The organism is Lactobacillus selangorensis (assembly GCF_001437205.1).
Classification (GTDB): Bacteria; Bacillota; Bacilli; order Lactobacillales; family Lactobacillaceae; genus Paralactobacillus; species Paralactobacillus selangorensis.
This window is the reverse complement of the sequence record NZ_JQAZ01000011.1, coordinates 1-23,495: the sequence shown is the minus strand read 5'-3', so window position 1 is coordinate 23,495 and position 23,495 is coordinate 1. Positions and strand designations below refer to the sequence as shown.

The window sequence follows — 23,495 nt, the reverse complement described above, 5'->3', positions numbered from 1 at the left end:
GAATCCTTCCTTTCTGTCTCCTCGTAAATAAAAAGAGACTTATGGCAAGACCGCTCACGCAGTTTTGTCATAAGTCTCACTAATTAAGTCTGAACCAGAATTTTGCCTTGCTGGTGATTCAGACGCAGTTGCAAAAACTGCTAGTTACTCCCTTACGAGCTCGTACATAATATAACAGGTCCGGTCCCCTAAAAGCAACCGAAATCCCTTTTTATTTTAATTACTTCCAGAACGTGTCGAAAACGGTGATCGGCAGATGGCGTTTATGCTGCGACTTCAAGTAAGTCGCTTCAATCGTTTGGGCGGCCTGTTCTGAAACTTCTTTGCCTTCCAAATAATCATCGATATCTTGATAACGCACGCCTAAAGCCACCTCATCGGGCAGCGCTGGTCGATCGTCTTCCAGATCGGCCGTCGGAACTTTTTCGTACAAATGTTGCGGGGCACCCAGCAATTCCAGCAGCTGCTTGCCTTGGCGTTTATCTAAACGCCAGATTGGGGTCAAATCGGCGCCCCCGTCTCCGAATTTCGTGTAGAAACCCATCACAGATTCGGCGGCATGGTCAGTCCCCACAACAGCGCCGGCACGAGCACCAGCAATTCCATACTGGGCAATCATCCGTTCACGAGCCTTGATATTGCCTTTATTGAAATCGCTGATGGTGACCGGATTGGCATCGATAGCTTGTTCCATCCCGTCAACGGCTGGCTTGATGTTGACCCGCATTGTTTCGTCGGCCTGCATCCACTCAATCGCCGCCATCGCATCAGCTTCATCAGCTTGTTCGCCATATGGCAGACGAACGGCGATGAACTTGTAATCCGGATTTCCCGTTTCCTGACGCATTTCGGTCATGGCCATTTCAGCCAATTTGCCGGTCAAAGTTGAATCCTGGCCGCCAGAAATCCCCAGTACATACGTCTTCAAAAACGTGTTTTTCTTTAAATAGGCTTTTAAGAAATCAACGCTGCGGCGGATTTCTGTTTCTGGGTCAATCGTCGGCTGGACATGTAATGTTTCGATAATTTCTTTTTGTAACGGACGCATCTCAAATTCCCCTCTTACTTTTTGTCGCTGTAAAACGACTTGTTGGCTTTGTCGTATGAATACTGATTATGGCTGGCCGTAATGTCATACTGGATCAGCTGATAATCATGCAGCAGTGTCTTCTGTTTCTTGGTCAGTTTGCTTTCAGAAATATACTGACCTTCATTATTCATCAGTTTATTCCGTTCGGCAGCTGGGAAGTGATCGAGAATTTCGGTCATCAGCGCATAGTAGCCGGAAACACGTGTATTCGTCTGTTCAAGCATCATTGACGTGAACATGTTCGGTGTGACCACTTTGCGGCTGACATTCTTCTTGCTGTGGTTGCTGTAAATGAAATAATCCGTCAGATGCATCTTATTGTCATACTTCTTCATCTTCGCCGAATTCTCCGACTTGAAGGTGTAGGCACCTGGCAAATGATCGCCATACCAGACAACTGTGACATCCTTCTTCTCGCTCTTTAAGTGCTTCATCAGCATCTTCAAAGCGGAATCGGTGTAAACCAGCCCCTGCGAGTAAGTTTCAACACTCTTCAGGCTGCTAGACGTCAAATCGCCCGTTGCTTTGATTGTATTGTGATAATAATCGGAGTCCCATGGCGTGTGATTCTGCATCGTCGACAACTGGATAAACTGGCCTTTGTTCGTTGCATTGACCTGTTTCAGCAATTGTTTATACGCCGAATCATCAGAGATATACGGACTCTTGCCAATCTGCTTGGTATAGGTCAGCTTATCGCTGCTTTCGGTATTGTAGAACTTCTGGAACCCGAATTTCTTGAAGACGTTAGTCCGGTTATACAGGTACGGGGTGTACGGATGGATCGCCGTCTTCGTCTGGAACAAATTCGTGATAACCGGAATATGGTTGACTTTCGGTACAACGTACGTATATGGCACCGTCATGCTGGCCGAGAAGTTATCCATGCTCAGACTGGTCAACGCTTCAAATTCAATGTCAGCCGTCCCGCCGCCATAACCATAACTATCCATCAAGCCGGACGTGTTGTTCTTCTTGATTGAATCCAGGTATGCGGCTGGATTCTTGGACAATGTGACACCTGGCACCCGGTTCGGATTGGCATAACTTTCGCTCAGCACATAAATGACAGTCTGTTCGCCGATTGTGCCCTTACGAGTCTGATTAATCTGCTGTGCTTCTTTTTCATATTTCCGCACAACTCGATTGATGCTCTGCTCGCTGTAGCCGCTTGGTTTATACATCGTTTTGACCCGCACCATGCTGAGAATACCCATGAATTCGCCGTTATACCGCAAATGCACAACGGGCGCCTGCGGATAGGGCAGAAAGTTCAGCTTTTTCAGCACATAGTTTGTCGGCGATTTCGTCTGGGTCGCAAAATTATTTTTGTAATCGGGCAGCTTCCAAATCAAGAATCCATATACTAACGGTGTGATGACTAAGAAAGTGACTCGTGATTTCCATTTCAGGATTTTGCCGGTCTTGAAATGCCGTTCGAGCCAGGCCATCAGCACGATCACCGCTAAAACGCCGATAATAGCGGCAGCAACCGTCCCTAGATTAACCATCGCCATGATTGCCGGCAGATCATTGATACTATAAATATCCATCGGCATGATTGGTTCATTTCGGGCACCGATCTTCAAATAATTGGCGACTGCAATGACGATAATCGTAATCGAAAAGATTCCGCCGGCCACAAAGACCCGGTTGAAAATGGCTAATAACGTCAGGAAGAATAATTCAATCAGCAGCAAGTTGATCAATTGAATCCAAAACTGCGATGTTAGCAGCCACGCCGTTAAGTACGCATCAAAACTGCAGTTGACGAGCAGCATGTACAAATTAGCCACGACAGCCATCAGCAGCGAAACGAATAAAATCGGCACCAATGAATGCCAGTTGGCACTGAACCGCCGGAATAAATACTGCCGGAACAGTTCAAGCAGATAAGCGCCGATATATAACGCCGCTACGACGACAACCAGTTTCAGCAATAAATGCAGCGGCCCGTCCTTTTCCAGAATCGTCTGCCCATTCAACACGTTCGTCCATAAGTAATTTTTAAATAAATAATGGTTTGTTACCAGATACAGGCCGAATAAAATCGTCGGATTCAGAAAATGCGCCAACCGCCAGCCACGAACGGGATACGTCCGCAATAATGCTAGGAAGGTGAAGGCCCATGCAAAAATCAGCAGGCTGTAGCTGTTCGTTAATAAGTAGTTGTAATTATCGGTAATCCCGACAAAGAACCCGATTTTCGGGGCGACAAAATCGGAGAACAGCAGCTGAATGGCTGCCAAAAGCGGCATACTCCAGAAAATAATCCGCAGTACCACCTTGTGCGCCGAATACCAATCACTATGCTGCTTCAGCGTCCAGCCACACAGGTAGAGAAAAACGCCCCATGTGAACGGATTAGACGCAAAGTCGATTACCGGCAATGCAGATGGATAGCCCGTAATCGTCGGCACAATCGTCAGAACGAGCGCCAAAATAAACAGCAGCCGGTGCAGCAGCTTGAGCGGCAGTTGTTTCAAGCCCTTATTAAGGAACGGGCTCAAAAGCAGCAGCAAGATGCCGACCGTTACATTCGAATCGAGATCGAGTACCACTGGCAAAAATCCCGACCAGAGCTGGTCAAAATGATATGGCACCAGCCCAAAACCAATCAGCAGAATGGCCAATGTGACTGAATAGAAAAAGACTTGCCGCCAAATCGGTACAATATCCTGCTTAAAATGGAAAGTACGGGTCGCCCCCCACATTCCCAGAATCAAGAAGACAAGATCGACCGCAAAGGGGCTAGCAGCAGACAGCAGCTGCAAAATAATCCGGCGGCCGCCGACACCATTTGCAAACGTCCACGGTACCGTGGTTGCAAACGCCCCGAGCGTGAATAAACAGAGGATCAAAACGCCTAAGCGATTGATTCGTTCCTTATTAATAGACACTATTGTAATGACTCCCTTGGTTTATTTTCCTTGTAGCAACGCTGTATACAGCGACCGGACATTTGTAGCCAGGCGGGTCGTTGAGAAATGTTCTTTTGCATAATCATGAAATTGGATGCCCATTCCAGTCAGCTGGTTGCGAGCCCACGCCACATGAGCAGCCTTCATGGCCCGAACTAAGCCCTGCTGGTCCTGATTGGCCACTAACCAGCCGAATTCAGGTCGGGCAATGATATCGGGCACACCGCCGACATCAGTACTAATGGCGGGCACGCCGTTGTCAGCCGACTCCAGCAAAACGGTCGGAAAACCTTCCGAAATCGAAGAAAGGACCGACACATCGGCATGCTGATAAAACGGTTTGACATTAGTCTGGAAACCGTCAAAAATGACCTTGTCCTCCAAACCGTACTGCTGAACCAATTTTTCCATCGGTGCTTGCAGTTCGCCGTCGCCGACCATGTGCAGTTTGAAGTCGAAATCCAGTTCATTGGCAGCTTCGATCAGCAAACGGGGATTCTTCTGTGCCGTTAACCGGGCAACATTGACCAGCGTGAACTCAGGCTGTTTTTGAGCCGGTGTAAAGGTGTCGCTGAATTCCAAACCGTTAAAAATAACACGAATCTTCTTGGCCGGCACCCCATGACTGAGCAGAAACGGCTTATACCGCCGGGTAATCAGAAAGACTTCATCCGGCTGCGACAAGGTCCACGTGCTGATCGGATATAAAATTTTGCCGAACAGCCCTTTATTGAGATAATCGACCTTGGGCAAAGTGTGCAAAGTCAGGACCCACTTGGCATGAACCCATTTTTTGATCACGGATAAATATAAATTGACACGTGGTCCATGTGTATGAACGACGTCAAAGTGATTGTCATTGATATATTGAACCGTTCGTTTTAAAACCGACGCATCGAATTTGCCCTGCTGAGCCAAAACGTGGACCGGAATACCGGCATCACGAGCACTTGCCGCCACTGGGCCATCCTCATAGACGAGCAGTTGGGCATCCATATCAGGTTGTTGGTTGAGGGCTTTGAGGAGTCCAATGATATGGGTCCGTCCGCCGCCAGTTTCATTTCCAGCATTAATATGTAATACTTTCATAAAAAGTCCTCCTTAAAAAGAACATTCTAACTATTTATGATACCATGAAACACAGGAAGCTAAAGATCAAATATGAAAGGAATTATAAATATGTCATTCCCAACTGTAACTGTTTTAGGTGTGCCGTTTATCAAGGCCACCAATGCGCAATTTTTAAACCAGCTTTACCAAGATCTCAAGCAGCACAAAAATCGTTTCGTCGTCACGGCCAATCCCGAAATCGTCATGTACGCCCGAGATCATCATGATTATTTGAATACAGTGCTTACTGCCGACTACATTACACCAGATGGGATCGGAATTATCCAAGGTGCCAAAATCTTAAAACAACCTTTACCAGAACGCGTCACCGGCTACGATACGATGCTGGCCCTCTTCAAATTTGCGAACGCTCATCATTTAAAAGTCTATTTACTGGGCGCCAAGCCGGAAGTAATCCATGCCGTCTTACATAAGCTGACCGTCGAATATCCGCACCTCGAAATCGTCGGCGCACATGATGGGTATTTCAAGGATGACAGCGACATTCTCAATACAATCCATGCGAAACAGCCGGATCTCGTTTTCGTAGCAACCGGCTTCCCCAAACAGGAAGAATGGATTGCCCGTAACCGGTACCTCTCCGACAGCGTCTGGATGGGTGTCGGCGGCAGTTTCGATGTCTTTGCTGGCGCCGTTAAACGCGCCCCGAAAATTTTCCAAACACTGCATCTGGAGTGGTTCTACCGTTTGCTGCAGGAACCGAGCCGTTACAAACGGATGCTCGTTCTGCCGAAGTATCTGGGACTCGTCAAAAAAGAAGCCAAACGAAATTAACACTAGAAAGAAGGATTCCACTTGCAAAACGCACAATCCGACGGTGCTCGGCAATCCTGGCTGCATCGTCTGCTCGTAGCTTGGCCGTACTGGCTGACCTTCATTTTCATGTTCGGCTGGAACTATATCACGCCCTACTTCGATGATGATCTGTATTATTTGAAGGAAACACCGCAGCTAATTTTTTCACAAGGTGTCCATGATTACTTTTATTGGAACGGCCGCTTTGTCGGCCAATCGATTATGCGGAGCCTGACGTCGGGCAACCGCATCCTTGTTTCGCTGCTGAATGCATTGGTATTCACTTTGCTGCTCGCCTTAATCTTGACCTTTGCCCGGTCACGCACCGACCAGCACACGACCGTTTATAAAACGGTGATCGTCATCTTATTTGCCTTCGTCTTTTTACCGGCTTTCGGACAAACTGTTTTATGGCGCTCCGGCTCCGGCAACTATCTCTGGACAACTGTAATCAACTTGTCGCTGCTGTGGGTCTACATCAAAACGGATTTCCTCACGACAAAGAAAAATGCGGCTGGCTGGGTCGGCGTGCCTTTCTTTCTCCTGTTGGCCTTCATCGCCGGCTGGTCGAATGAAAACACCTCTGGCGGTACCTTTATCGTCCTGTTATGCTACACCGGCTACCGGCTCGTTCAGAAACACCATGTCAGCTTGCTTCATTATTTAGGCATGGGCGTTTTTCTAGTTGGTTATGCTTTTCTGCTGCTGGCGCCAGGCAATAAAATCCGCACCCAGCAAACGGCTACGGCTGCTTATAAGCAGGTCGGCTTTATTCATCATTTTCTGACCGGCTTCACTGCCGTCAATGCCTCGCTGCTGCAACCGTTATACATCATTTTCATCGTCCTCATAGTGGCGGCCTTTGTGCTCACCTTCTATTTCAAACGGGATGGTTTCTTGATGTTCAAAGCTGGTGTCTGGACGCTGGCAGGTATTCTGACGATTTATGTCCTCTCCTTTTCACCAACGGGTCAAGACGGCGGCCGGGCCTATTTTGGCGGAATCGTCTTCATGATTATCGGCTTTGCGACCCTGTTGCCGAATCACTTTGCACAGCTAGACCAGTTTCCCGGTTTCTTTTTTCAAACCTTTGCAATCCTGCTGTTCATTTTGGGCGGCCTGCAAGTGGCCACCGGTTTCGTAGATGCCTACAAAGCCGGCGCCGCCCTGAAAACACGGTATGCCTATGTTCAGTCCCATCAAACGAAAAAGGTCCTGAAAGTCGCACCGCTCTATTATTGGCCGCAGACAAAATACGCTCTGAACGACAACCTGCAAGAAATCGGCACTGATCCAACCGCCTTTCCAAATGATGGTTACAAAGATGCATTCGGCAGTCAAGTCGTTATTGACCCGTCTAAATAAGCGCCAAACACAAAAAAAGTTCCCGCACTGCAATTTTTTGCAATGCGGAAACTTTTTTATTTTGACCGGTCAATCGGACCGTATGTTAGTCTTTTTCGATTTGCGGGTTAAAGAAGAAACCGGCCAACGTTCCTTTGAGGATTGTCCGCACTTTTAAGCCCCGATACTGGGTCGGCAGGGCAAGAATCCGCAGGAAGGCGTAAAGACGCCGTAAGAGCGTTTCTGCGAGATCACGGCCGCCATTCTTGCGTGCCATGTACAAACGATTGCGATATTCGTAATAATAACGCTGAATACGTGGTACGTTATCATTTTCTTTGACAATATCGTTGACAATATTATGCGCCATCTTGTGATGAATCAAACTGTCGCCGACAAACAAACCTTCAAAGCCAGCTTTGATTACCCGTTCCGTATATTCGATATCATCGCCCCAAATGAAGAACGGTTTAATCGGATAACCAACGGTCGCAATTACCTGACGAGGCAACAGCACCGATACAAACGAACTGCTAGCCACCTTAGTGACATCGTCATCAGAATATTTATCCCAGTCTTTAGCCGGTGCTTGGACGTTCATGACAGCTGGCGAACCATCTTTCCAGCGGACGTTGCTGCACAAAAAGCCGATATCAGCCTTATCGTGCATCTGATTTTCCTTAGCCATCAATGCCTTTAATGCATCGGCAGTCGGAATCGTATCATCATCCATCACCCACGCAAAATCGTCCTTGGTATAGCGCATAAAGTACTTCAACCCATTGTTGAAACCGCCAGAACCGCCGACATTGTCACGGAGTTCAACTGGCACGACACGCGAATCTTCCTGTGCCAAATCATCCAGATAAGCCTGTGTATCGTCGGTACTATGATTATTAACGACAATAATTTTAGCCAGCGGATACGTCTGCTCACGTAACGCTTGGACACATTCTTTTAATAGTTCGAGCCGATTATAGGTTACGACTACTGCATCTACTGATTGCATCATTTTTCTCCTTCACATAATCCCTTTAACGGTGATTAAAGTTTAACTGCGGATGACGTTGTTCATTATGCGTCAAGATACGTAAAGTATACCCCATGTAGAAGCCAAGTAAAATCGAGGCCCCTAAGAAGTCCATTACGTTGCCGCTGTAAAATGACAAACCGACCATCATGGTGACGGAACCGGCAAACATCGTATTGCGCATCGTCAGCAGCTCACGCCAGTAGCGCAGCAGCCGGTAAACCATGTAAATGATTGCTAAGACATAAGGTGCCAGCAATAAGAAGGCCCCGATGTAACCCATTGAATAATACTGCGAAACAAAATCACGTTCCAAATTGGCGATATTATTCATACGGATATAACCAATCCCCAGCCAATCATCTGATTTGCGGTTATCAATCTGTTTGACTCGTTCCAGCATTGCTTGTTCCGTCTTGCGGTTATTCAAGCGGTCCTGCACTGGCCAGTTCATGACGCCCCACCAGAAGTATGGGTCATCTTTATACGGATAAGCCTTCGTAATGAAGTACGGATTGATCGAATACTTCGGATAGTTGCGTTTGATGTAACGGACCAGATTCTTACGGTTCTTGTGGTGCATCAAGTACTTCAGTTCCTTGACGCTGTTATCCTTTTTCTCCTTCTTATGCCGTTCCTGTGTGGTCTGCGCATCGAAACTCGTCCGATTCAGCGCCGGCGAATGCGGCATAATGGCAACTGCCATTACCCCCAGCAGCAGCAAAACCACAAACGGCCGCCAGTTAAAGGAAATCTCTTTGCGGATAAAGGCAAAGAACAAATAAGCAACCACCACAAAGGCAAAGGTTAACGCCAATCCTAATGCTGCTGCTTTCGTACCCAGCATCAGCATCGCCAAGGTCTGGAATACAGCCAGAACGATGTTTTTCCACTCTGTATCAACAAGTAAATAGTAGAAAATGAGCGGTGCCAGCAGCAATTCAATTGCCGAAGTGGCATTGGCATAGTAAAAAAGCCCTTTCGATGCAAGGTTAAAATAGCTCCAGCTGCCGTTGTTGCTGAACCAGGTGAAGATGTTTCCAGTAATCCAGCTGTTGGTCCCCCCATGAATCTGGTCCCCATAGGAAGCCAGACTAAAGGTAAACAAATTCAGAATCACAATACTGCCTGAAACGAGCAGCACCAAACCACGTGTGATATTTTCAATTACCGTTCGCGACAGTTCGATATGGTACCCCAGAATAATCACAAATAGCGGAATGACCATTCGGATTAAGTAGAAGAGTTCGCTCACCATCGAATAATTAAAATTCCCTGGTGTGTATGTGTGAACCTGAGCAGCGTTGATCGTATGGAAGATGAAATAAACACCCAGTATCAGGGCGTACCCCACTAAAAACAAGTCCAAACGCCGACTATGATGCGTGATTAAAAATAGGACCGCCACGATTGCAATCAGCACAATCCGGATAATCGTCGATGGTGAAAACTTGAACCAAGTCGTGATTGGCGGTTGGTATAAATAGTAGATATCCAAAAATGGCTGTATCAAGATAAAACCGACAAACAATCGTCGTAATGACTTTTGCATTTCCAATCCTCCATTTTATTTCCATTGCATTTCCAAAAATGGTCAGGAAGTCTCTTAAAAAGTTTAACATACCTCCCCCCTAAATGTCCGCTTCGACCCCCGATTTCTGAAAAACCTTTAGGTGGATTTAAGAATTGCCGGCACAAAAAAAGAGCCCGCATCGTCATGCGAACTCTTTCGATTCAATTAATTTTTAAAATTAGTTGAATGATACATACATAGCGTTAACCCATTGGTTGCCGCCTAAGTTGTACCATGTGTCACCGTTGCTGTATACGGCCTTCTTGAATACTTTCCATGAAGTACCGTTTTGTAACAACTTGCCTGTAGCGTTCGTCCAGTTTGGTTCTGCCCAAACCTTTGTAGGAACGCCAGATGTAATTGTAGCTACACCGCTGACATCAGTTGTTGTGTAACCATTGTTTGTTGTAGCAGCAGATGTTGTAACATCTGAAGCCTTAACCCATTGGTTTGCACCAAGGTCATAAGCAATGATCTTACCGTTTAAGGTAGCAACACGTTGTACCTTCCATACGGAGCCTTTAGCCAATGGATCTTGGCCATTTAAGGTTGTTGTTGTATCGTTACTGTATACTTGAGCGCCATCGGCAACTGTAACTGTAGCGTTTGTAGCTGAGTCAGGGTTGCTGATAGAGATCTTTGTGTTAACAACTTGGATGTAGAATGTGAATGTTGATGAAACACCATCATTGTTTGTAGCTGTAGCAGAAACAGCATATTCACCGCTTGTTGTCATGTTCAATGAGCTCAGGTCATAAGTGATCTTGCTTGATGGAACACGGTATGCAGCAGTTTCACTTAACCATGTTTGGAGGTTAGATGATGTTGGTGTACCATACTTAGCAATAGCTTCCTTCATAGCAGTTGAGTTTTGGAAGACAACTGGAAGTGCGCTACCATCTTTTAATTGTGACTTGATAACTGAAACAACATCACCGGCAACGCCTGTGTTGGCGATAACGATTGGGTTGCTTGAAGTTGTACCAATTGTACCAATTGTGATACCTGTAACAGGGGCACCAGCATTTTCAGTTGATGTGCTTGAACCTGTAGCATTTGTGTAAGTAATAGTCTTAGAAGCTACGGCATTGTAGTTACCATCTTTGTATGCAGAAAGAGTAACTTTGAATGAGCCTTCTGCAGCAGTTGTGTCTTTAACTTCGTCAGTAGTTGTATCGCCGCTGATTGAAGCAGAGAAATCATAACCTGATGCAAGAGCTGAATCTAAGCCAGAATCCTTTAAAGCATCCTTTAAAACAGGGTTGCTTTCAACATCTGATGCAGATAATTGCTGACCATTTAATTGAGCAGCTTGTGCATCTGTTAAACTGTAGCCAGAGTTGTTAGCCTTTGAGCTGTTGAATGATGCATCCAAAGCAGCCTGAACAGTTTGATCATATGTTGCTGATGTTACGCTAGGGTTAACTGTAGCAGCGTTAACTGATGTAGCAGCTGTTGCAACTGGTGCAATTGCCAATAAAGCAGCGGCACTAACACCAAAATACATAGCCTTTGAAGATTTCTTCATTATGGTATTCCTCCTCAAATCTCATAATTTAATTGATACCAGTCTTGATTATAACATGCTTCGCAGATTTGTACAATTATAACTTGGTAACCATACCATCCATTGAAACCGTTATCGAAAATATGTAGTCAAAACGGGTAAGAATCACTTTAAATACCAACAATGAAAGTGTACAACAATTCACTGGTAAATACCATTATTTTTTGCCTGAACAAGTTAACAATTGGATAACAGAGGTAACATTTCTGTGACATTTTCGGCCGGTGTTTACTGTTTTATGACAGTTTCCGGTTTAAGGGGGCTATCTTTCTACTTGAAACCGGTATATAATACGAGTTGGTATTCAGCCAATATCGAATCAATCATAATTGGAAAAGGACGCAGATGTGTCCTTTTTTCTTACCATAAATTAGAAATGAGGTTCAAACATGGCAGACAAGAATTTCTTCAATGAAGCTGAGGCTAATTATCAGAAAAACAATCCGGATATGGACAGCACCTATCTCGCCGTCCGGAATGGCAAATACACCGGCACCTATGATTTGAACTTGGAATGGGGCCGTCCTTCTTCGCCGGATATTGCGCCCCTATTATCAAACGTTCCTTTAAAGGAAGTTATTGCCGCTGGCGACAAACTATCCCAAAACCATTATTTGATGTTCCAGGTCAATATTGATGAAGATGAATTCAATAAAGCACAAAACGAAATGAACCACACTGGCCAGGAGTAAAATCCCGGTTTTTTTATTTTACAAAAAAGGGGTTACATCCCTATTCTGACGCGCAAGATGGTATAATAATCGTGTACAAAGGAAAAGTTAAAAAGAGGGTGTAAACAATGAAAAAGCGTTTATCATTTCGTTTCTTATTGAGTTGTTGTGCGGCCTTGTTAATGGGCGGTTTATTCCTGACTGCGACCCCAGTCCAGGCGGATATGCCACAATACGATACCATTCTGCCGGTTCAGCAGCCGTCTGTCGCGACAATCACGCAGACCAGCGTGCCTGTTTACAATAGTCCGGCCACCGTCGGCACGACCCAGCGGTTGACTGGCCAGTATCTGGCGAAAGGAACTGCTTGGAAAATCAATCGCTTTATCGTTGTCAATCGGACTGATCCTCTTTCAACCGGCTGGATCGATCTGGGTGCCAACCAGTGGGTCAACATGCAGGACGTAATTTTTACCCAGCTGTACCGTGATGCAAACAATACCAACGTGCAGCGCATTTATGGCATTACGCCGATTGCAACAATTACACCGGCACAATCCAGTGTACCGGTTTATAACAGTCCTTACACCGGAGCCGTTCCGACCGGCGAAACTTTGCCAGCTTGGAGCCGTTGGAAAATCCTGCGCATCGGCCACTCGATTGATGGAGCCACCTATTATGATTTAGGCAGCAACCAATGGATTAGCGCCACAGATGCCTTTTTCCCAGGTGCATAACCGTTAAAATCTAACAAATACAATTTTTAATCAATACGAAAACAGCTCGTGAAATGTAGAAGTACATTTCACGAGCTGTTTTTTTTATGCCAAAATACTCATGGCAAACGGGATAAATAACTGGCCTGCCGGCGATTTTCGGTATGCAAGCGAACTAGCCGCATTCCCAGATACAGCCAAGTGATTCCAGTGACAATCATGGACAAGTATTCGAGCCACGTCGTCTGATAACCAATTGTGACATAATTGAGGCCCCGATTCATCTTCACAGCAACCGTCCCCCGTTTGCTGTTCTGCAACGGCACCGTTTTATGGTTCAGCTGTGCCACAGTGCCTTTATACCGTGCAACCGGCAAATCCACCGTCACATTGTCCCGAGTTGTGCTGACGAAAAAGACGAGCTGATGTTTCCGATTGGCTTGCGGCACCAGCCGTTCGCGTTTGCCATCCACATAAGCAATATGATTGGTAATTTGAACAACATACTTTTTAGACTGTGCCGAAATATACTGGTTCATTCCCAGCACCTTGCGATCTTGCGGTCCAGGTGCCATAATCGTGTTCCCGGCGAAATGGACGGGTGTCGTTTTCTTACCGTGAATATATCCGGAAGCCCCTACCAACCATAAACCTGCACATAATCCAATTAGGGCCAGCAGCGACAGCCATTTCAGCCGTGGCACCGGCAGCCGTTCAAACAGCAGTGTAAACAAGTAAGCCGCAATCATTGCTCCGAAAATAGTCGGGAATAACAATAATCGGAACGGAAACTGAATCACATTCAAAACCGTATGCTGAAATAGCTGCCATGGGAACAAACTTGTCGTCATCAGCCAGGTCAGTACCCCCAGCAATTCAATCACTTGAAATGAATGACTGAGCTTTTTGAAAAAAACGAGGCCGAGTATCAAGGCAACCAGCATGATGACGCCGCCGTTATAGGTATTATGGTTCCAGCCTAGGCTGTCATTATTCTGCACTGTGGCTAGCAGCATTTTCCAAAACGGCTTACCGGCCAGTTTGCGCACCGCCGGCTGGGCAAACTGCTGATACTGTTCCTGCTCCAGAAACGGAAACACAAAGACGGCTGCCGCTAAAACGGCCATCACGCCGGCGAGCAGCAGCGAAAGCGTCCGCTGCTGCTTATGATTCACAAACCAGATACTGACCGCCCAAGTCAATCCAATAAAAACGAAAGCGATAAAGGCCGATAGCACGTGCGACAGCAGCAGCAACGCCAACCCAGCCGTAAATAGCGGCCAATACCGTGTGTTACGATACAAGATTTCATATAATCCGATCAATACTAGCGGCAAAAAGGTCAGTCCGAAAAATTCGCCCAGCGCAAAACGAGGAAACAAGTCAATCAAACGATACGAAGCAAAAGAATAGAACACCATAAAGGCAAAACTCATTACTCTCGAGCTGCTGAACAAGTGCATCGCGTAGTAAGCAAGCAGCGAACCGATCGTTAGATAAAACAGCATTCCAAGAAAGAGGGCCGTCGTCGGGTCGGCCACATGTGCCGCCAACCATGCAAACGGCAGCAGTGTGACCCATGGATAGAAGAAATTGACACCGTACCCGACCCGCATAAATGAATTGGCACTAATAGCCGGAAACGACCAGCCCCCTTGTTTGAGATACGTTGTCAGTTCCTTGATCCGTTCCAAATGATACGGCAAATCATCACCGGTAAACAACGAGCCCTTGCTCCAGATTGGCCATAAAATCAGTAATGAACAGCCGATTGCGCTGAGCAGCACAAATAAGGCATTCATTAGCTGTGATTCTTTTTCATGCCGCACCTGCTGACCCTCCTTTGCCTGTAAAAAATGAGGGCCGGAACAAAATACGTCCCAGCCCCCTGTTGAATCCTAGTCTTTGTCTAACTCACGATGGACTAAGTTTTCACATGCTTCGATGACTTGATCCATATTGTAATATTTATATAAACCTAAACGACCGCCGAACAAAACGTTCGGATCTTGTTTGGACAAATCACGGTATTGTTTGAAGAGATCGTTGTTACGCTGGTCATTAACTGGATAGTAAGGTTCGTCGCCGCGTTTCCAAGTATGCGGATATTCACGAGTGACGATCGTCTTATCCTTGTTGCCCTTGCCGAATTCGAACCATTTGTGTTCGATAATCCGAGTCCAAGGTGTTTCGGCATCCGTATAGTTGATGACGGCATTGCCTTGGTAATTATCCATGTCGAATTCTTTCGTTTCAAACTTAAGACCACGATATTCCAATGTTCCTAACTGATAATCATAGAAACCATCGATTGTGCCTGTGTAAACGACCTTCGGATAATCATTCAAATATTGTTCCTTGTTAGCCAAGAAATCAGTATTCAATTCGACGTCGATCAAATCGCTGTCGAGCATTTTTTCAACAATCTGCGTATAGCCGCCAATCGGAATTCCTTGGTATAAATCATTGAAGTAGTTGTTATCGTAAATGTAACGCACTGGGAGACGGCGAATAATGAATGCCGGCAAGTCTTTGCATTCACGCCCCCATTGTTTCTGGGTGTAACCCTTAATCAGTTTTTCATAGATATCGGTCCCCACCAATGAGATTGCTTGTTCTTCCAAGTTTTCCGGCTTCTTGCCGTCCATTACCTGGCGTTGTTCGTCAATCTTTGCCTTGGCTTCGGCAGGTGTCCGGACGCCCCACATCTCACTGAAGGTGTTCATGTTAAACGGCATGTTGTACATTTTGCCTTTATAGTTGGCAACCGGCTGGTTCGTATACCGGTTGAATTCGGCAAACTGCTGGATGAAACTCCAAGTCTTCTTATTGCTGGTATGGAAAATATGGGCCCCAAATTCATGGACTTGGATGCCATCGACTTCCTTCGTATAGATGTGGCCGGCAATGTGATCGTCTTTTTCAATCACTTTGACACGCTTGCCGCGTTTGGCGGCTTCATAAGCGAAGGTAGCACCGAATAAACCAGCGCCGACGACTAAATAATCATAGTTCTGCATATGTATCCTCCTTAGTTTCTCCCTCTATTATACTGATTTTAATGCCTTAAAACGACCCTTTTTAGTTATCGCTAGTAATGTCGTCCAAAGCACCGCTCTTTTTCAGGGATTGATAATCTTTGGCCAATTTCGTCAAATCCCCGTTGTTAAGGTCTTGGCGAGCATCATTAAACCGTGAATCGGCGTAAACTTTTTTGACGATTTTTTCGTTAGCTGTCGTCGACTTGCCGTTCACTTTCGAAATCAGCTTAGCGGCGTCTTTTTTGTTGTTGGCCGCAGCCTGAATCTCAGAAAGCGGTGTTTCATCCAGAATTTTTTCGATTTTAGCCGCCGTGGCTGAATTGGTTTTCTTCTTGACGACTGTTTTAATCGCTGTTTTTTCGACTTTATCCGTTGGTGTGTCGCTGCCGCCGCTCATCTGCCGGAACGTATTATTGATCGGCCGGTACAAAATGAAACAAGCGACCACGATCACGGCGATGATCAATAAAGCCCATCCCCAGACATGACGGCGTTTTTTATTGCGGTGATGACGATGATGTTGATGATGCTGATGTTGCTGGTCCATGTTTGACCCTCCTATTGCAGTTAGAAATCGCATTGCGTTTATTATAAAAGAATTTCCGAACTGGGTAAATCATTTTGCCCTTAGATTTAGTCTTTCTTAACGTTCCAAGTAAAACTCGAACCGTTCTCCGACATACTGGGTCCGGACGTATTCGAACGGTTCCTTCGACTTCAAAAATGAAATCTGGCGCAAGCGCAAAATCGCATCGCCCTTCTTTATTTTCAGATATTCAGCAATTTTTTCGGAAGCCACCATGGCCGATACATTCTGCTGGGCGCCGCCTAATTCGTAATGGCCCTTCGTTTCCAGCGTATGGCAAAACGAGTGCGTGATTTCGGCTTTGCTGAAGCCTTTGACCAAACTATACGGAATCGTCGCCACTTCAAAACAAATTGGCACATCGTCGGCATACCGAATTCGTTCCATCCGGAGAATCTGCGCATCATCCGGCAGCTTCAGTTTTTCGATCTCGCTTAATGACGGGTCGGCGACATGGTACGAAATCGTCTTCGTCGACGGCTTTTTGCCCTGATTCAGCATTAAATCAGTGAAACTCGTCACACCCGACATCTTTTCCTGCACTTTTTTGTTAGCCACATAAGTGCCGGCGCCAATCCGGCGTTCCAAGATGCCTTCATCAACCAACGTCTGAATGGCTTGCCGAAGTGTCATCCGGCTGACCCCAAAGTCGAGCGCCAGCTCGCGTTCTGAAGGGATTCGGTCGCCAACCGCCCATTTGCCTGCCTCAATATCCTTGCGAATTTGATTATGTATTTTGATATATACCGGTAACTCCACCCTAATCATCCTTTCGTCTGCGTCAGCATTCCTCCATATTATAGACGGTCTATACCATCTAAGTAAACTATCATTTCACAAGAATATCCGGTAAAATAAAGGCAATCTCATCGGAAAGGAAGCGCTGTTATGCTTCGTATCGCAGATATCGGGCTCGGCAATATCGCCCAAAAAGCTTATTTGCCCGTCATGGCCCAGCTTCAGGATCGCGTCGAATGGCACATGGTCACTCGCAATCCTGACAAACTTGCTCATTTACAAAAAAAGGATGGTTTCCCTTACGCCACCCACCAATTAGACGCTCTCGACGCACTTGATTTGGACGCCGTCTTCATTCACACACCGACTCAAACTCACTATCGGCTCGTCAAACGTTTTTTGGAACAAGGCATCAACGTTTATGTCGACAAACCCCTCAGTGAAAACTTGGCCGAAGTCGAAGAACTCTATCAGCTCGCCACCGCCAAACATGTCTTGCTGACGGTCGGTTTCAACCGCCGTTTTGCACCGTTAAATCAAAAACTGCATGCCGTCAAAGACAAACAGCTCATCCAAGTTGAGAAAACACGTGAAAAGGCCCTTGACCCCGTCACTTTCACCACTTACGACCTCTTCATCCATGTCATCGACACCGCCCTCTATTTAGCCGATTTTCCACAGCTGGAAAATCCGCAGTATTGGCTCCACGCCGATAACGGTGCCTTCCAGCAAGGCACGATCAGCCTGCAGACGAAGGAACAGCAGATTACGATGACGCTGAATTGTCAGGCCGGTACCAACCGGGAAAGCAGTCGCGTCGAAACGCCCTTTGGCATTGATACAGTCACTGATTTGAGCACATACACTACTGACAGTGCCCAAACAAAAAGCATCCATGCCCCTTCGGACTGGATGCCGACTTTGGAACGGCGTGGTTTTCAGCCGCTGATTTTAGCCTTTATCAAAGCATTGGAAACCAACGGCCAAAATCCGGTCTCGCCCGCTTCGAGTCTGTTATCGCATCAGCTGTGTACCGATTTTATCCGCCACACTCAGCTTTGATTCGATTGGTCTTTTTGAATCGTCGCTTCGACAGCCTTGATTGCCGCCGTTGCAAACCCGTTTTCTTGCAACGCCAAAACGCCCGCCACTGTTGTGCCGCCTGGCGAACAGACTTGGTCAACTAAGTCCCAAGGCGATTTTTGACCGGCCAAAACAGCCGCCGCACTGCCCTGAACGGCTTGCGCAGCGATTTGGTCGGCCACCGGCTTTGACAGCCCCGCTTCAACGCCGGCTCGTGCTAAAGCGTCAATGAAAATGTAGGCAAACGCTGGTGAACTGCCGGCTAATGCACTGACGGTCGTAAAATCTGCTTCCGGCATTTCAAGTGCCGTCCCTAATTGCTGAAACACAGCAAGCATTTGCTGGGTCGCATGACTTGCTGCTTGATCATTGCCCACCACCGCTGTAAAGCCTTGATTGAGCGCCACATTGACATTCGGCATGATGCGCACAATGGCCAGACCCGGCAGAATCGCACTCATTTCGGTCAGGGAAACGCCGGCAGCCATCGAAACGACAATCGGCATGCTCTCCGTCAATGGTTTGCGTTCATGCGTCAATAGGTCGAGAATCTGATTAGCCGGTACCGCCAGAAAAACGACATCGCTCGCCAGAATCACGGCTTCATTGCTGGCTTGCGCCGTTAAATGCATTTTTTGGGCAACCTGGTCGGCATGTGCCTGATGAAAACTATGTACATTGATATCCGTACTGGAGACCGTCTGGGCTTTCAATAGCCCCTGAATGATGGCTTGTGCCATGTTGCCAACGCCAATAAATCCATATTTCATCTCTGCACCTCATTTTTTTCTTTTAGCGTATCACAAAAAGAACAGCCCTCATACCATGAGGACTGTTCTTTTTATTCTTTGCTAGCCAGTGCCTGAAACGGATGCCACTGCGGCCGGCCGATAAAATACCCAAACGGTGCAATGCGATAACAGAAGAAGGCGAATAAATAGGAACAACCCGCCACCAGCAGATAACCTGCCGGTAAAAGCAGCAGCACACCCCAGCTAGGCAAGGCGGGAAGATTCAACAATCGTTCCAGCAAAACCAGTCCCAACGTCTGATCGAGATAAATTCCAAAACTGATTTTGGCACCGTTTTTGATGAACCATTCGACTTGTAGTGGAATTCCCTGTTCACGCCACTGCGCATATTGCTTGCCGACCCAGAAAACGGTCAGAATCATCAAGGTGTCGAATACATCCATATACGGCTGATGCGGTGAAGTGGCGGCATCATAGCTTAACCCGAGTACCCCCATATTCCACCATTGAACATAAACAATCGTTCCAAAGGACAGTGCAATCGCAAGCGCCGCCACCTGATAAATATGAGCCTGCAAAAACGCATAAACTTCCTTGTAATGCAGGCACAGATAAGTTCCGAGAATAAAATAGAACTGGTAGGAAAAAGCGTTGATGCTCATCGCTTTGAACCAATACGGCCAATTACTTTTATCCAGTTGCGGAAACAGATATTTGATCACCAAATCGATTCCAATTTGGAAAATAAAGCTGAGCGATACAAGTATCAAGTGCTGCTGCGAAAACTTTTTAAACAGCCAGACAATGGCTGGGAAAGCTAAATACAGCTGCATAATCAGCAGCATGAAATACATATGAAAACTGCTGCCATGAATCACAAGCGTATAATATTCTATTTTAAAATGAGCCGCCGTAAAATGAGTGCCGCCAATCAGCACCAGCAGCGATAATAACAGAAAATTCCACGTTAAATACGGCCAGATACTGCCATTAAACCGTTTTTTATAAAATGTTTTCCAATCGTGCCGATCATAATAATTAAGCGTCAGCACCAGTCCGCTGATTAACAGAAAGCCATTACGGCTGAAGTGAAACATCAGACGAATATTTTTCAGAAAAGCCGCCGAATTTGAATCAGCAGCCATCGCCGCAATATAAATATTGATTGTATGATTCAACAGGACTCCAAAAATGAAGAAAAGCCGCATAAAATCGACTTCATGCAAGTACGGGCGTTTTGCCTTTGAAATTTGCTTGGTCGCATTCAAACGTCATCACCATCCTTTAACTTCTTTCCAGAATAACAAGGACGTATGAATGTAAATTGGATAAAAGATGAATAAAAGACGCCGAAACCCTTAAGAATCTCCAAAGCCGGATTAAGATTAGATGAAGTCGCCCAATATCGATGCTTTTAAGGCACAATAAAAAGCTTGCCATCAAGAATTGGCAAGCTTTTCCGTTGTTCTTATTCTCACGCTCTGATTGGGATAGCTGGATTCGAACCAGCGCATAAAGGAGTCAAAGTCCTTTGCCTTACCACTTGGCTATATCCCAATAAAAATGGAGGAGATAGGATTCGAACCTATGAACCCGAAGGAGCGGATTTACAGTCCGCCGCGTTTAGCCTCTTCGCTACTCCTCCATGACGATATTTCAACTTAATTATTTTAGCGAAAAAATCGTCATTGTGCAAGTGTTTTCTATAAATTTACCGTCTGTAACGTATTTTTCCATTCAGTCATGAAATCGGCACTCTCCCATTCCGGCCGGAAACGGGTGCGTCGATACCCAACCGGCTGGTGAAGATAGGTCGTGGCTCCCAAAGTCAGCGGCTGATTGCGAAAGTGCAGATGGCCGAAATAAGCGTAGCGCACTTGGGATTGTTCTAATAACTGACCAGTGCGATTACTGCCCAGCAAAGCATTTGCCATATTCCAATACGACGGCCGTTTGAGCTGATAAACCGTAAACGTGTCACGGGGCACAAAATGAGTCAGATACAGCACTTGTTTGTGCTTCTGCTGTGCTACGTCCAGCCAATGCTGCGTCTGCTGCAGCGCCAGTTCCAACCGTTCCGAATCGGTCATGGGTTGTTCAATGACGCCATCAATCCAAAAGCCATGCTTCCACTTCAGAAAATCAGCATCAGCGGGAGTCGAGGCATTCTCCGCAAAACTATAGTCGTACCAGCCATTCTCCCCAATCACAACAAAATCGCTGTTGGGAATTTCCAACAAGCGATTGTGTAGGTATTGCGGACTCAGCGGACTTTCCAGTTCGTCAAACGTCACGCCGCGCACCATATCATGATTGCCACTGACAAAGTAAGCCTGTGTCGAAGTTCCCAGCTCATTTTGCAGCTTGTCCATGTAGTCGAGGCTCTTCGGCATTTCATTGAAGAGATCGCCTGCATTGAAATAATAATCATAATGGTGGGTGGCTAAATATTCGGCCTGCTGTTTCAATAATTCAGCGGCATCTAAACGGTTGACATCAAAATGGTTATCGCTGCTTAATCCAACTTTCACCATATCAGTTAGTTAACGCCATCCATCAGTTTTTCAATTCGTGGCGTCATGAACAATAAGATGACCCCAAAGAGAATGGTAACAATCCCGACAACGGTAAAGTAAGTAACCTCAGTGCCAGGTGTGTAGAGTTTAACAACCTGTGCGTTGATCGCCTGTGCGGCGGAATCAGCCAGGAACCACATACTCATCATCTGTGACTGGAAGGCACGTGGCGCTAATTTCGTTGTAACCGACAAACCAACTGGTGAAATCAGCAGTTCCCCGATTTCAACTAACGCCCAGCTAAGCACTAACCATAATGGACTGACCTTTGTATGGGTCCCAAACATCAGTACTGGGATGACCATAACTAAGAAGGAAATCCCGGCGAAGAACAGCCCGTAATCGAATTTCTTCGGTGACGATGGCTGATGCTTCCCCATTTTGACCCAGAGCCATGCAAAGAACGGGGTGTAAATAATGATAAACAACGGGTTCAAAGTCTGGAACCAGCTGGCTGGAATTGTGAAACTCCCCAACTGCAGGTTCGTCTGCTGGCTGGCAAATAAGGCCAGAACAACGGAACCTTGTTCTTCAATTGCCCAGAATAAAACGGCGGCGATGAATAATGGAATGTAAGCTTTGACACGATCGCGTTCGACCGTTGAAATCTTCTTGCTCATCAGCATCATGATGAAGTACCAAACTGGAATCAAGACACCAATGATACTAATCAAGAGAATGATATTATCCACATTCAGCACACCAACGAAGTACATTGCGATTAAGACCACGATCACCGCTAAGATGCCTAAAAGAATCTTGCGGACCATTGGCCGACTTTCGCCTGGCTTCAATGGATCTGGTGCGACTAAACTATCTTCCGTTAAGTATTTCTTACCATCAAAGTAGTACATGATCAAACCGATAAACATCCCAACCGCCGCAATGGAAAAGCCCATGTGGTAGTTGTAAGTTTGTCCGATCCAACCCACAATCAGCGGTGCAAATAAGGAACCAAAGTTGATCCCCATCACGAAGATACTAAAACCGGAATCACGCCGGATATCATCTTCACTGTACAAACCGCCAACCATTTCAGAAACGTTCGGCTTCAATAACCCAGTTCCTAAAACAATCAAAGCAATCGAAATGAAAAGTGCTGGTGCGCCAAACGGGGTCGAGAGCACGATATGTCCGAAGATGATTAAAATCCCACCCCAGAAAACACTCCGACGGGGACCAATCAGACGGTCGCTGACGAATCCGCCGATCACACTTGACATATAAACTAAGGAACCGTAGATCGACATAATCGAAGCAGAGGTCGATTCACTGAAACCTAAGCCCCCATTGCTGACCTTTGTGTACATATAGTACAGCAGGATGGCACGCATCCCATAGTAGCTAAATCGTTCCCAGAATTCGGTAAAGAATAAGGTTGATAAACCACGGGGCTGCCCAAAAAACGCATGATCTGAATCTCTAGATTTCACAGAACCAACTTCCTTTCAAAAATTCCACATAATTTTCTCATAAACCGTTGAATCTGGTTTTACAAAAAAAGCCTCAGTGAATAAACTATCCACCAAGACTTCGATCCATGCCGGCTGCAGGACTTGAACCTGTGACCCTCGGTTTACGATACCGATGCTCTACCAACTGAGCTAAGCCGGCAAAATGACCCGGACGGGATTTGAACCCATGTTACCGCCGTGAAAGGGCAGTGTCTTAACCACTTGACCACCGGGCCATTTTAACATCAAGTATAAATAGATAATATTAATATTATACTTGATAATTATTAGATTTGTAAAGAGTGATTCTTAATAAACTCTCATTAAAATAAAAGTTTATCAGAATCGAGATAAAAAAAGAATGACGCGACCACTTAAGGCCCGGTCATTCTCTCCGACTCCGACTGTCAGACTCGAACTGACGACA

General features: G+C 46.1%; 19 protein-coding genes and 4 tRNA genes. 5 read left to right on the top strand and 18 right to left on the bottom strand.

Annotated features, from left to right (window positions below):
* Nucleotides 1-220 precede the first annotated feature (220 nt).
* From nadE to IV40_RS10130, 3 genes are read right to left on the bottom strand one after another with little or no spacing between them, the layout of a single operon-like run.
* The gene (nadE, locus tag IV40_RS10140) at nucleotides 221-1,048 is read right to left on the bottom strand and encodes an ammonia-dependent NAD(+) synthetase (protein WP_057771227.1); all 828 of its coding nucleotides are present in this window, start codon (nucleotides 1,046-1,048) and stop codon (nucleotides 221-223) included.
* A gap of 14 nt (nucleotides 1,049-1,062) precedes the next feature.
* Nucleotides 1,063-3,990 (bottom strand): sulfatase-like hydrolase/transferase, encoded by a 2,928-nt coding sequence (locus tag IV40_RS10135; protein ID WP_057771225.1) that lies wholly within the window; start codon nucleotides 3,988-3,990, stop codon nucleotides 1,063-1,065.
* A 21-nt stretch (nucleotides 3,991-4,011) separates the two neighbouring features.
* Nucleotides 4,012-5,100: a glycosyltransferase gene (locus tag IV40_RS10130; RefSeq protein WP_057771223.1), complete on the bottom strand. Its 1,089-nt coding sequence runs from the start codon at nucleotides 5,098-5,100 to the stop codon at nucleotides 4,012-4,014.
* Nucleotides 5,101-5,184: 84 nt separating this feature from the next.
* Between IV40_RS10130 and IV40_RS10125 the strand changes: the two genes are divergently transcribed.
* Together IV40_RS10125 and IV40_RS10120 are read left to right on the top strand one after the other, a co-directional pair.
* Nucleotides 5,185-5,916: a WecB/TagA/CpsF family glycosyltransferase gene (locus IV40_RS10125; protein ID WP_156404282.1), complete on the top strand. Its 732-nt coding sequence runs from the start codon at nucleotides 5,185-5,187 to the stop codon at nucleotides 5,914-5,916.
* Nucleotides 5,917-5,937: 21 nt separating this feature from the next.
* Nucleotides 5,938-7,302 carry a DUF3329 domain-containing protein gene (locus IV40_RS10120; protein WP_057771220.1) on the top strand — a complete coding sequence of 455 codons (1,365 nt, stop codon included), beginning with the start codon at nucleotides 5,938-5,940 and terminating at the stop codon, nucleotides 7,300-7,302.
* Nucleotides 7,303-7,387: 85 nt separating this feature from the next.
* Here the strand turns inward: IV40_RS10120 and IV40_RS10115 are convergent, their stop codons facing one another.
* From IV40_RS10115 to IV40_RS10105, 3 genes are all read right to left on the bottom strand, one after another.
* Nucleotides 7,388-8,293 carry a glycosyltransferase family 2 protein gene (locus IV40_RS10115; RefSeq protein WP_082617999.1) on the bottom strand — a complete coding sequence of 302 codons (906 nt, stop codon included), beginning with the start codon at nucleotides 8,291-8,293 and terminating at the stop codon, nucleotides 7,388-7,390.
* A 22-nt stretch (nucleotides 8,294-8,315) separates the two neighbouring features.
* On the bottom strand, nucleotides 8,316-9,863 hold the full coding sequence (locus tag IV40_RS10110) for an O-antigen ligase family protein (RefSeq protein ID WP_057771217.1): 1,548 nt from the start codon (nucleotides 9,861-9,863) through the stop codon (nucleotides 8,316-8,318).
* Between the two features lie 199 nt (nucleotides 9,864-10,062).
* Nucleotides 10,063-11,412 carry an SLAP domain-containing protein gene (locus tag IV40_RS10105; protein WP_057771215.1) on the bottom strand — a complete coding sequence of 450 codons (1,350 nt, stop codon included), beginning with the start codon at nucleotides 11,410-11,412 and terminating at the stop codon, nucleotides 10,063-10,065.
* A gap of 428 nt (nucleotides 11,413-11,840) precedes the next feature.
* On the opposite strand from IV40_RS10105, the gene IV40_RS10100 reads away from it, so the two are divergent.
* Both IV40_RS10100 and IV40_RS10095 read left to right on the top strand, forming a co-directional pair.
* A complete protein-coding gene (locus IV40_RS10100; RefSeq protein ID WP_057771213.1) occupies nucleotides 11,841-12,143 on the top strand; it encodes a hypothetical protein in 303 nt (100 codons plus the stop codon).
* A gap of 107 nt (nucleotides 12,144-12,250) precedes the next feature.
* On the top strand, nucleotides 12,251-12,859 hold the full coding sequence (locus IV40_RS10095; RefSeq protein ID WP_057771211.1) for a hypothetical protein: 609 nt from the start codon (nucleotides 12,251-12,253) through the stop codon (nucleotides 12,857-12,859).
* 98 nt (nucleotides 12,860-12,957) lie between these two features.
* Here IV40_RS10095 and IV40_RS10090 read toward each other — a convergent pair whose 3' ends face one another.
* The 4 genes from IV40_RS10090 to IV40_RS10075 all read right to left on the bottom strand — a co-directional run bounded on the left by IV40_RS10090 (nucleotide 12,958) and on the right by IV40_RS10075 (nucleotide 17,224).
* Nucleotides 12,958-14,667: a glycosyltransferase family protein gene (locus IV40_RS10090; protein WP_057771209.1), complete on the bottom strand. Its 1,710-nt coding sequence runs from the start codon at nucleotides 14,665-14,667 to the stop codon at nucleotides 12,958-12,960.
* Between the two features lie 69 nt (nucleotides 14,668-14,736).
* Nucleotides 14,737-15,858 carry a UDP-galactopyranose mutase gene (gene glf / locus IV40_RS10085; protein WP_057771207.1) on the bottom strand — a complete coding sequence of 374 codons (1,122 nt, stop codon included), beginning with the start codon at nucleotides 15,856-15,858 and terminating at the stop codon, nucleotides 14,737-14,739.
* Between the two features lie 61 nt (nucleotides 15,859-15,919).
* Entirely contained in the window at nucleotides 15,920-16,426 is a 507-nt protein-coding gene (locus IV40_RS10080) for a hypothetical protein (RefSeq protein WP_057771206.1), read from the bottom strand.
* A gap of 96 nt (nucleotides 16,427-16,522) precedes the next feature.
* Complete coding sequence (locus IV40_RS10075; RefSeq protein WP_057771204.1) at nucleotides 16,523-17,224, bottom strand: GntR family transcriptional regulator; 702 nt, start codon at nucleotides 17,222-17,224, stop codon at nucleotides 16,523-16,525.
* Nucleotides 17,225-17,353: 129 nt separating this feature from the next.
* Between IV40_RS10075 and IV40_RS10070 the strand changes: the two genes are divergently transcribed.
* Complete coding sequence (locus tag IV40_RS10070) at nucleotides 17,354-18,265, top strand: Gfo/Idh/MocA family protein (protein WP_057771202.1); 912 nt, start codon at nucleotides 17,354-17,356, stop codon at nucleotides 18,263-18,265.
* On the opposite strand, the gene proC is transcribed toward IV40_RS10070, so the two are convergent.
* The 8 genes from proC to IV40_RS10030 form a co-directional block, all read right to left on the bottom strand.
* The gene (proC, locus tag IV40_RS10065) at nucleotides 18,256-19,056 is read right to left on the bottom strand and encodes a pyrroline-5-carboxylate reductase (RefSeq protein WP_057771201.1); all 801 of its coding nucleotides are present in this window, start codon (nucleotides 19,054-19,056) and stop codon (nucleotides 18,256-18,258) included. The two genes, IV40_RS10070 and proC, sit on opposite strands and share 10 nt — an antisense overlap.
* Nucleotides 19,057-19,127: 71 nt before the next feature.
* A complete protein-coding gene (locus IV40_RS10060; protein ID WP_236698060.1) occupies nucleotides 19,128-20,306 on the bottom strand; it encodes an acyltransferase family protein in 1,179 nt (392 codons plus the stop codon).
* Between the two features lie 217 nt (nucleotides 20,307-20,523).
* Nucleotides 20,524-20,595, bottom strand: a tRNA-Gln gene (locus IV40_RS10055).
* A 7-nt stretch (nucleotides 20,596-20,602) separates the two neighbouring features.
* A tRNA-Tyr gene (locus IV40_RS10050) sits at nucleotides 20,603-20,683 on the bottom strand.
* Nucleotides 20,684-20,741: 58 nt separating this feature from the next.
* Nucleotides 20,742-21,572, bottom strand: a complete 831-nt coding sequence (locus IV40_RS10045; RefSeq protein WP_057771199.1) for a metallophosphoesterase — start codon at nucleotides 21,570-21,572, stop codon at nucleotides 20,742-20,744.
* A 5-nt stretch (nucleotides 21,573-21,577) separates the two neighbouring features.
* Nucleotides 21,578-23,047: a peptide MFS transporter gene (locus IV40_RS10040; RefSeq protein ID WP_057771197.1), complete on the bottom strand. Its 1,470-nt coding sequence runs from the start codon at nucleotides 23,045-23,047 to the stop codon at nucleotides 21,578-21,580.
* A 108-nt stretch (nucleotides 23,048-23,155) separates the two neighbouring features.
* Nucleotides 23,156-23,228, bottom strand: a tRNA-Thr gene (locus IV40_RS10035).
* A gap of 4 nt (nucleotides 23,229-23,232) precedes the next feature.
* Nucleotides 23,233-23,304 (bottom strand) — tRNA-Glu (locus IV40_RS10030).
* Nucleotides 23,305-23,495: the final 191 nt, after the last annotated feature.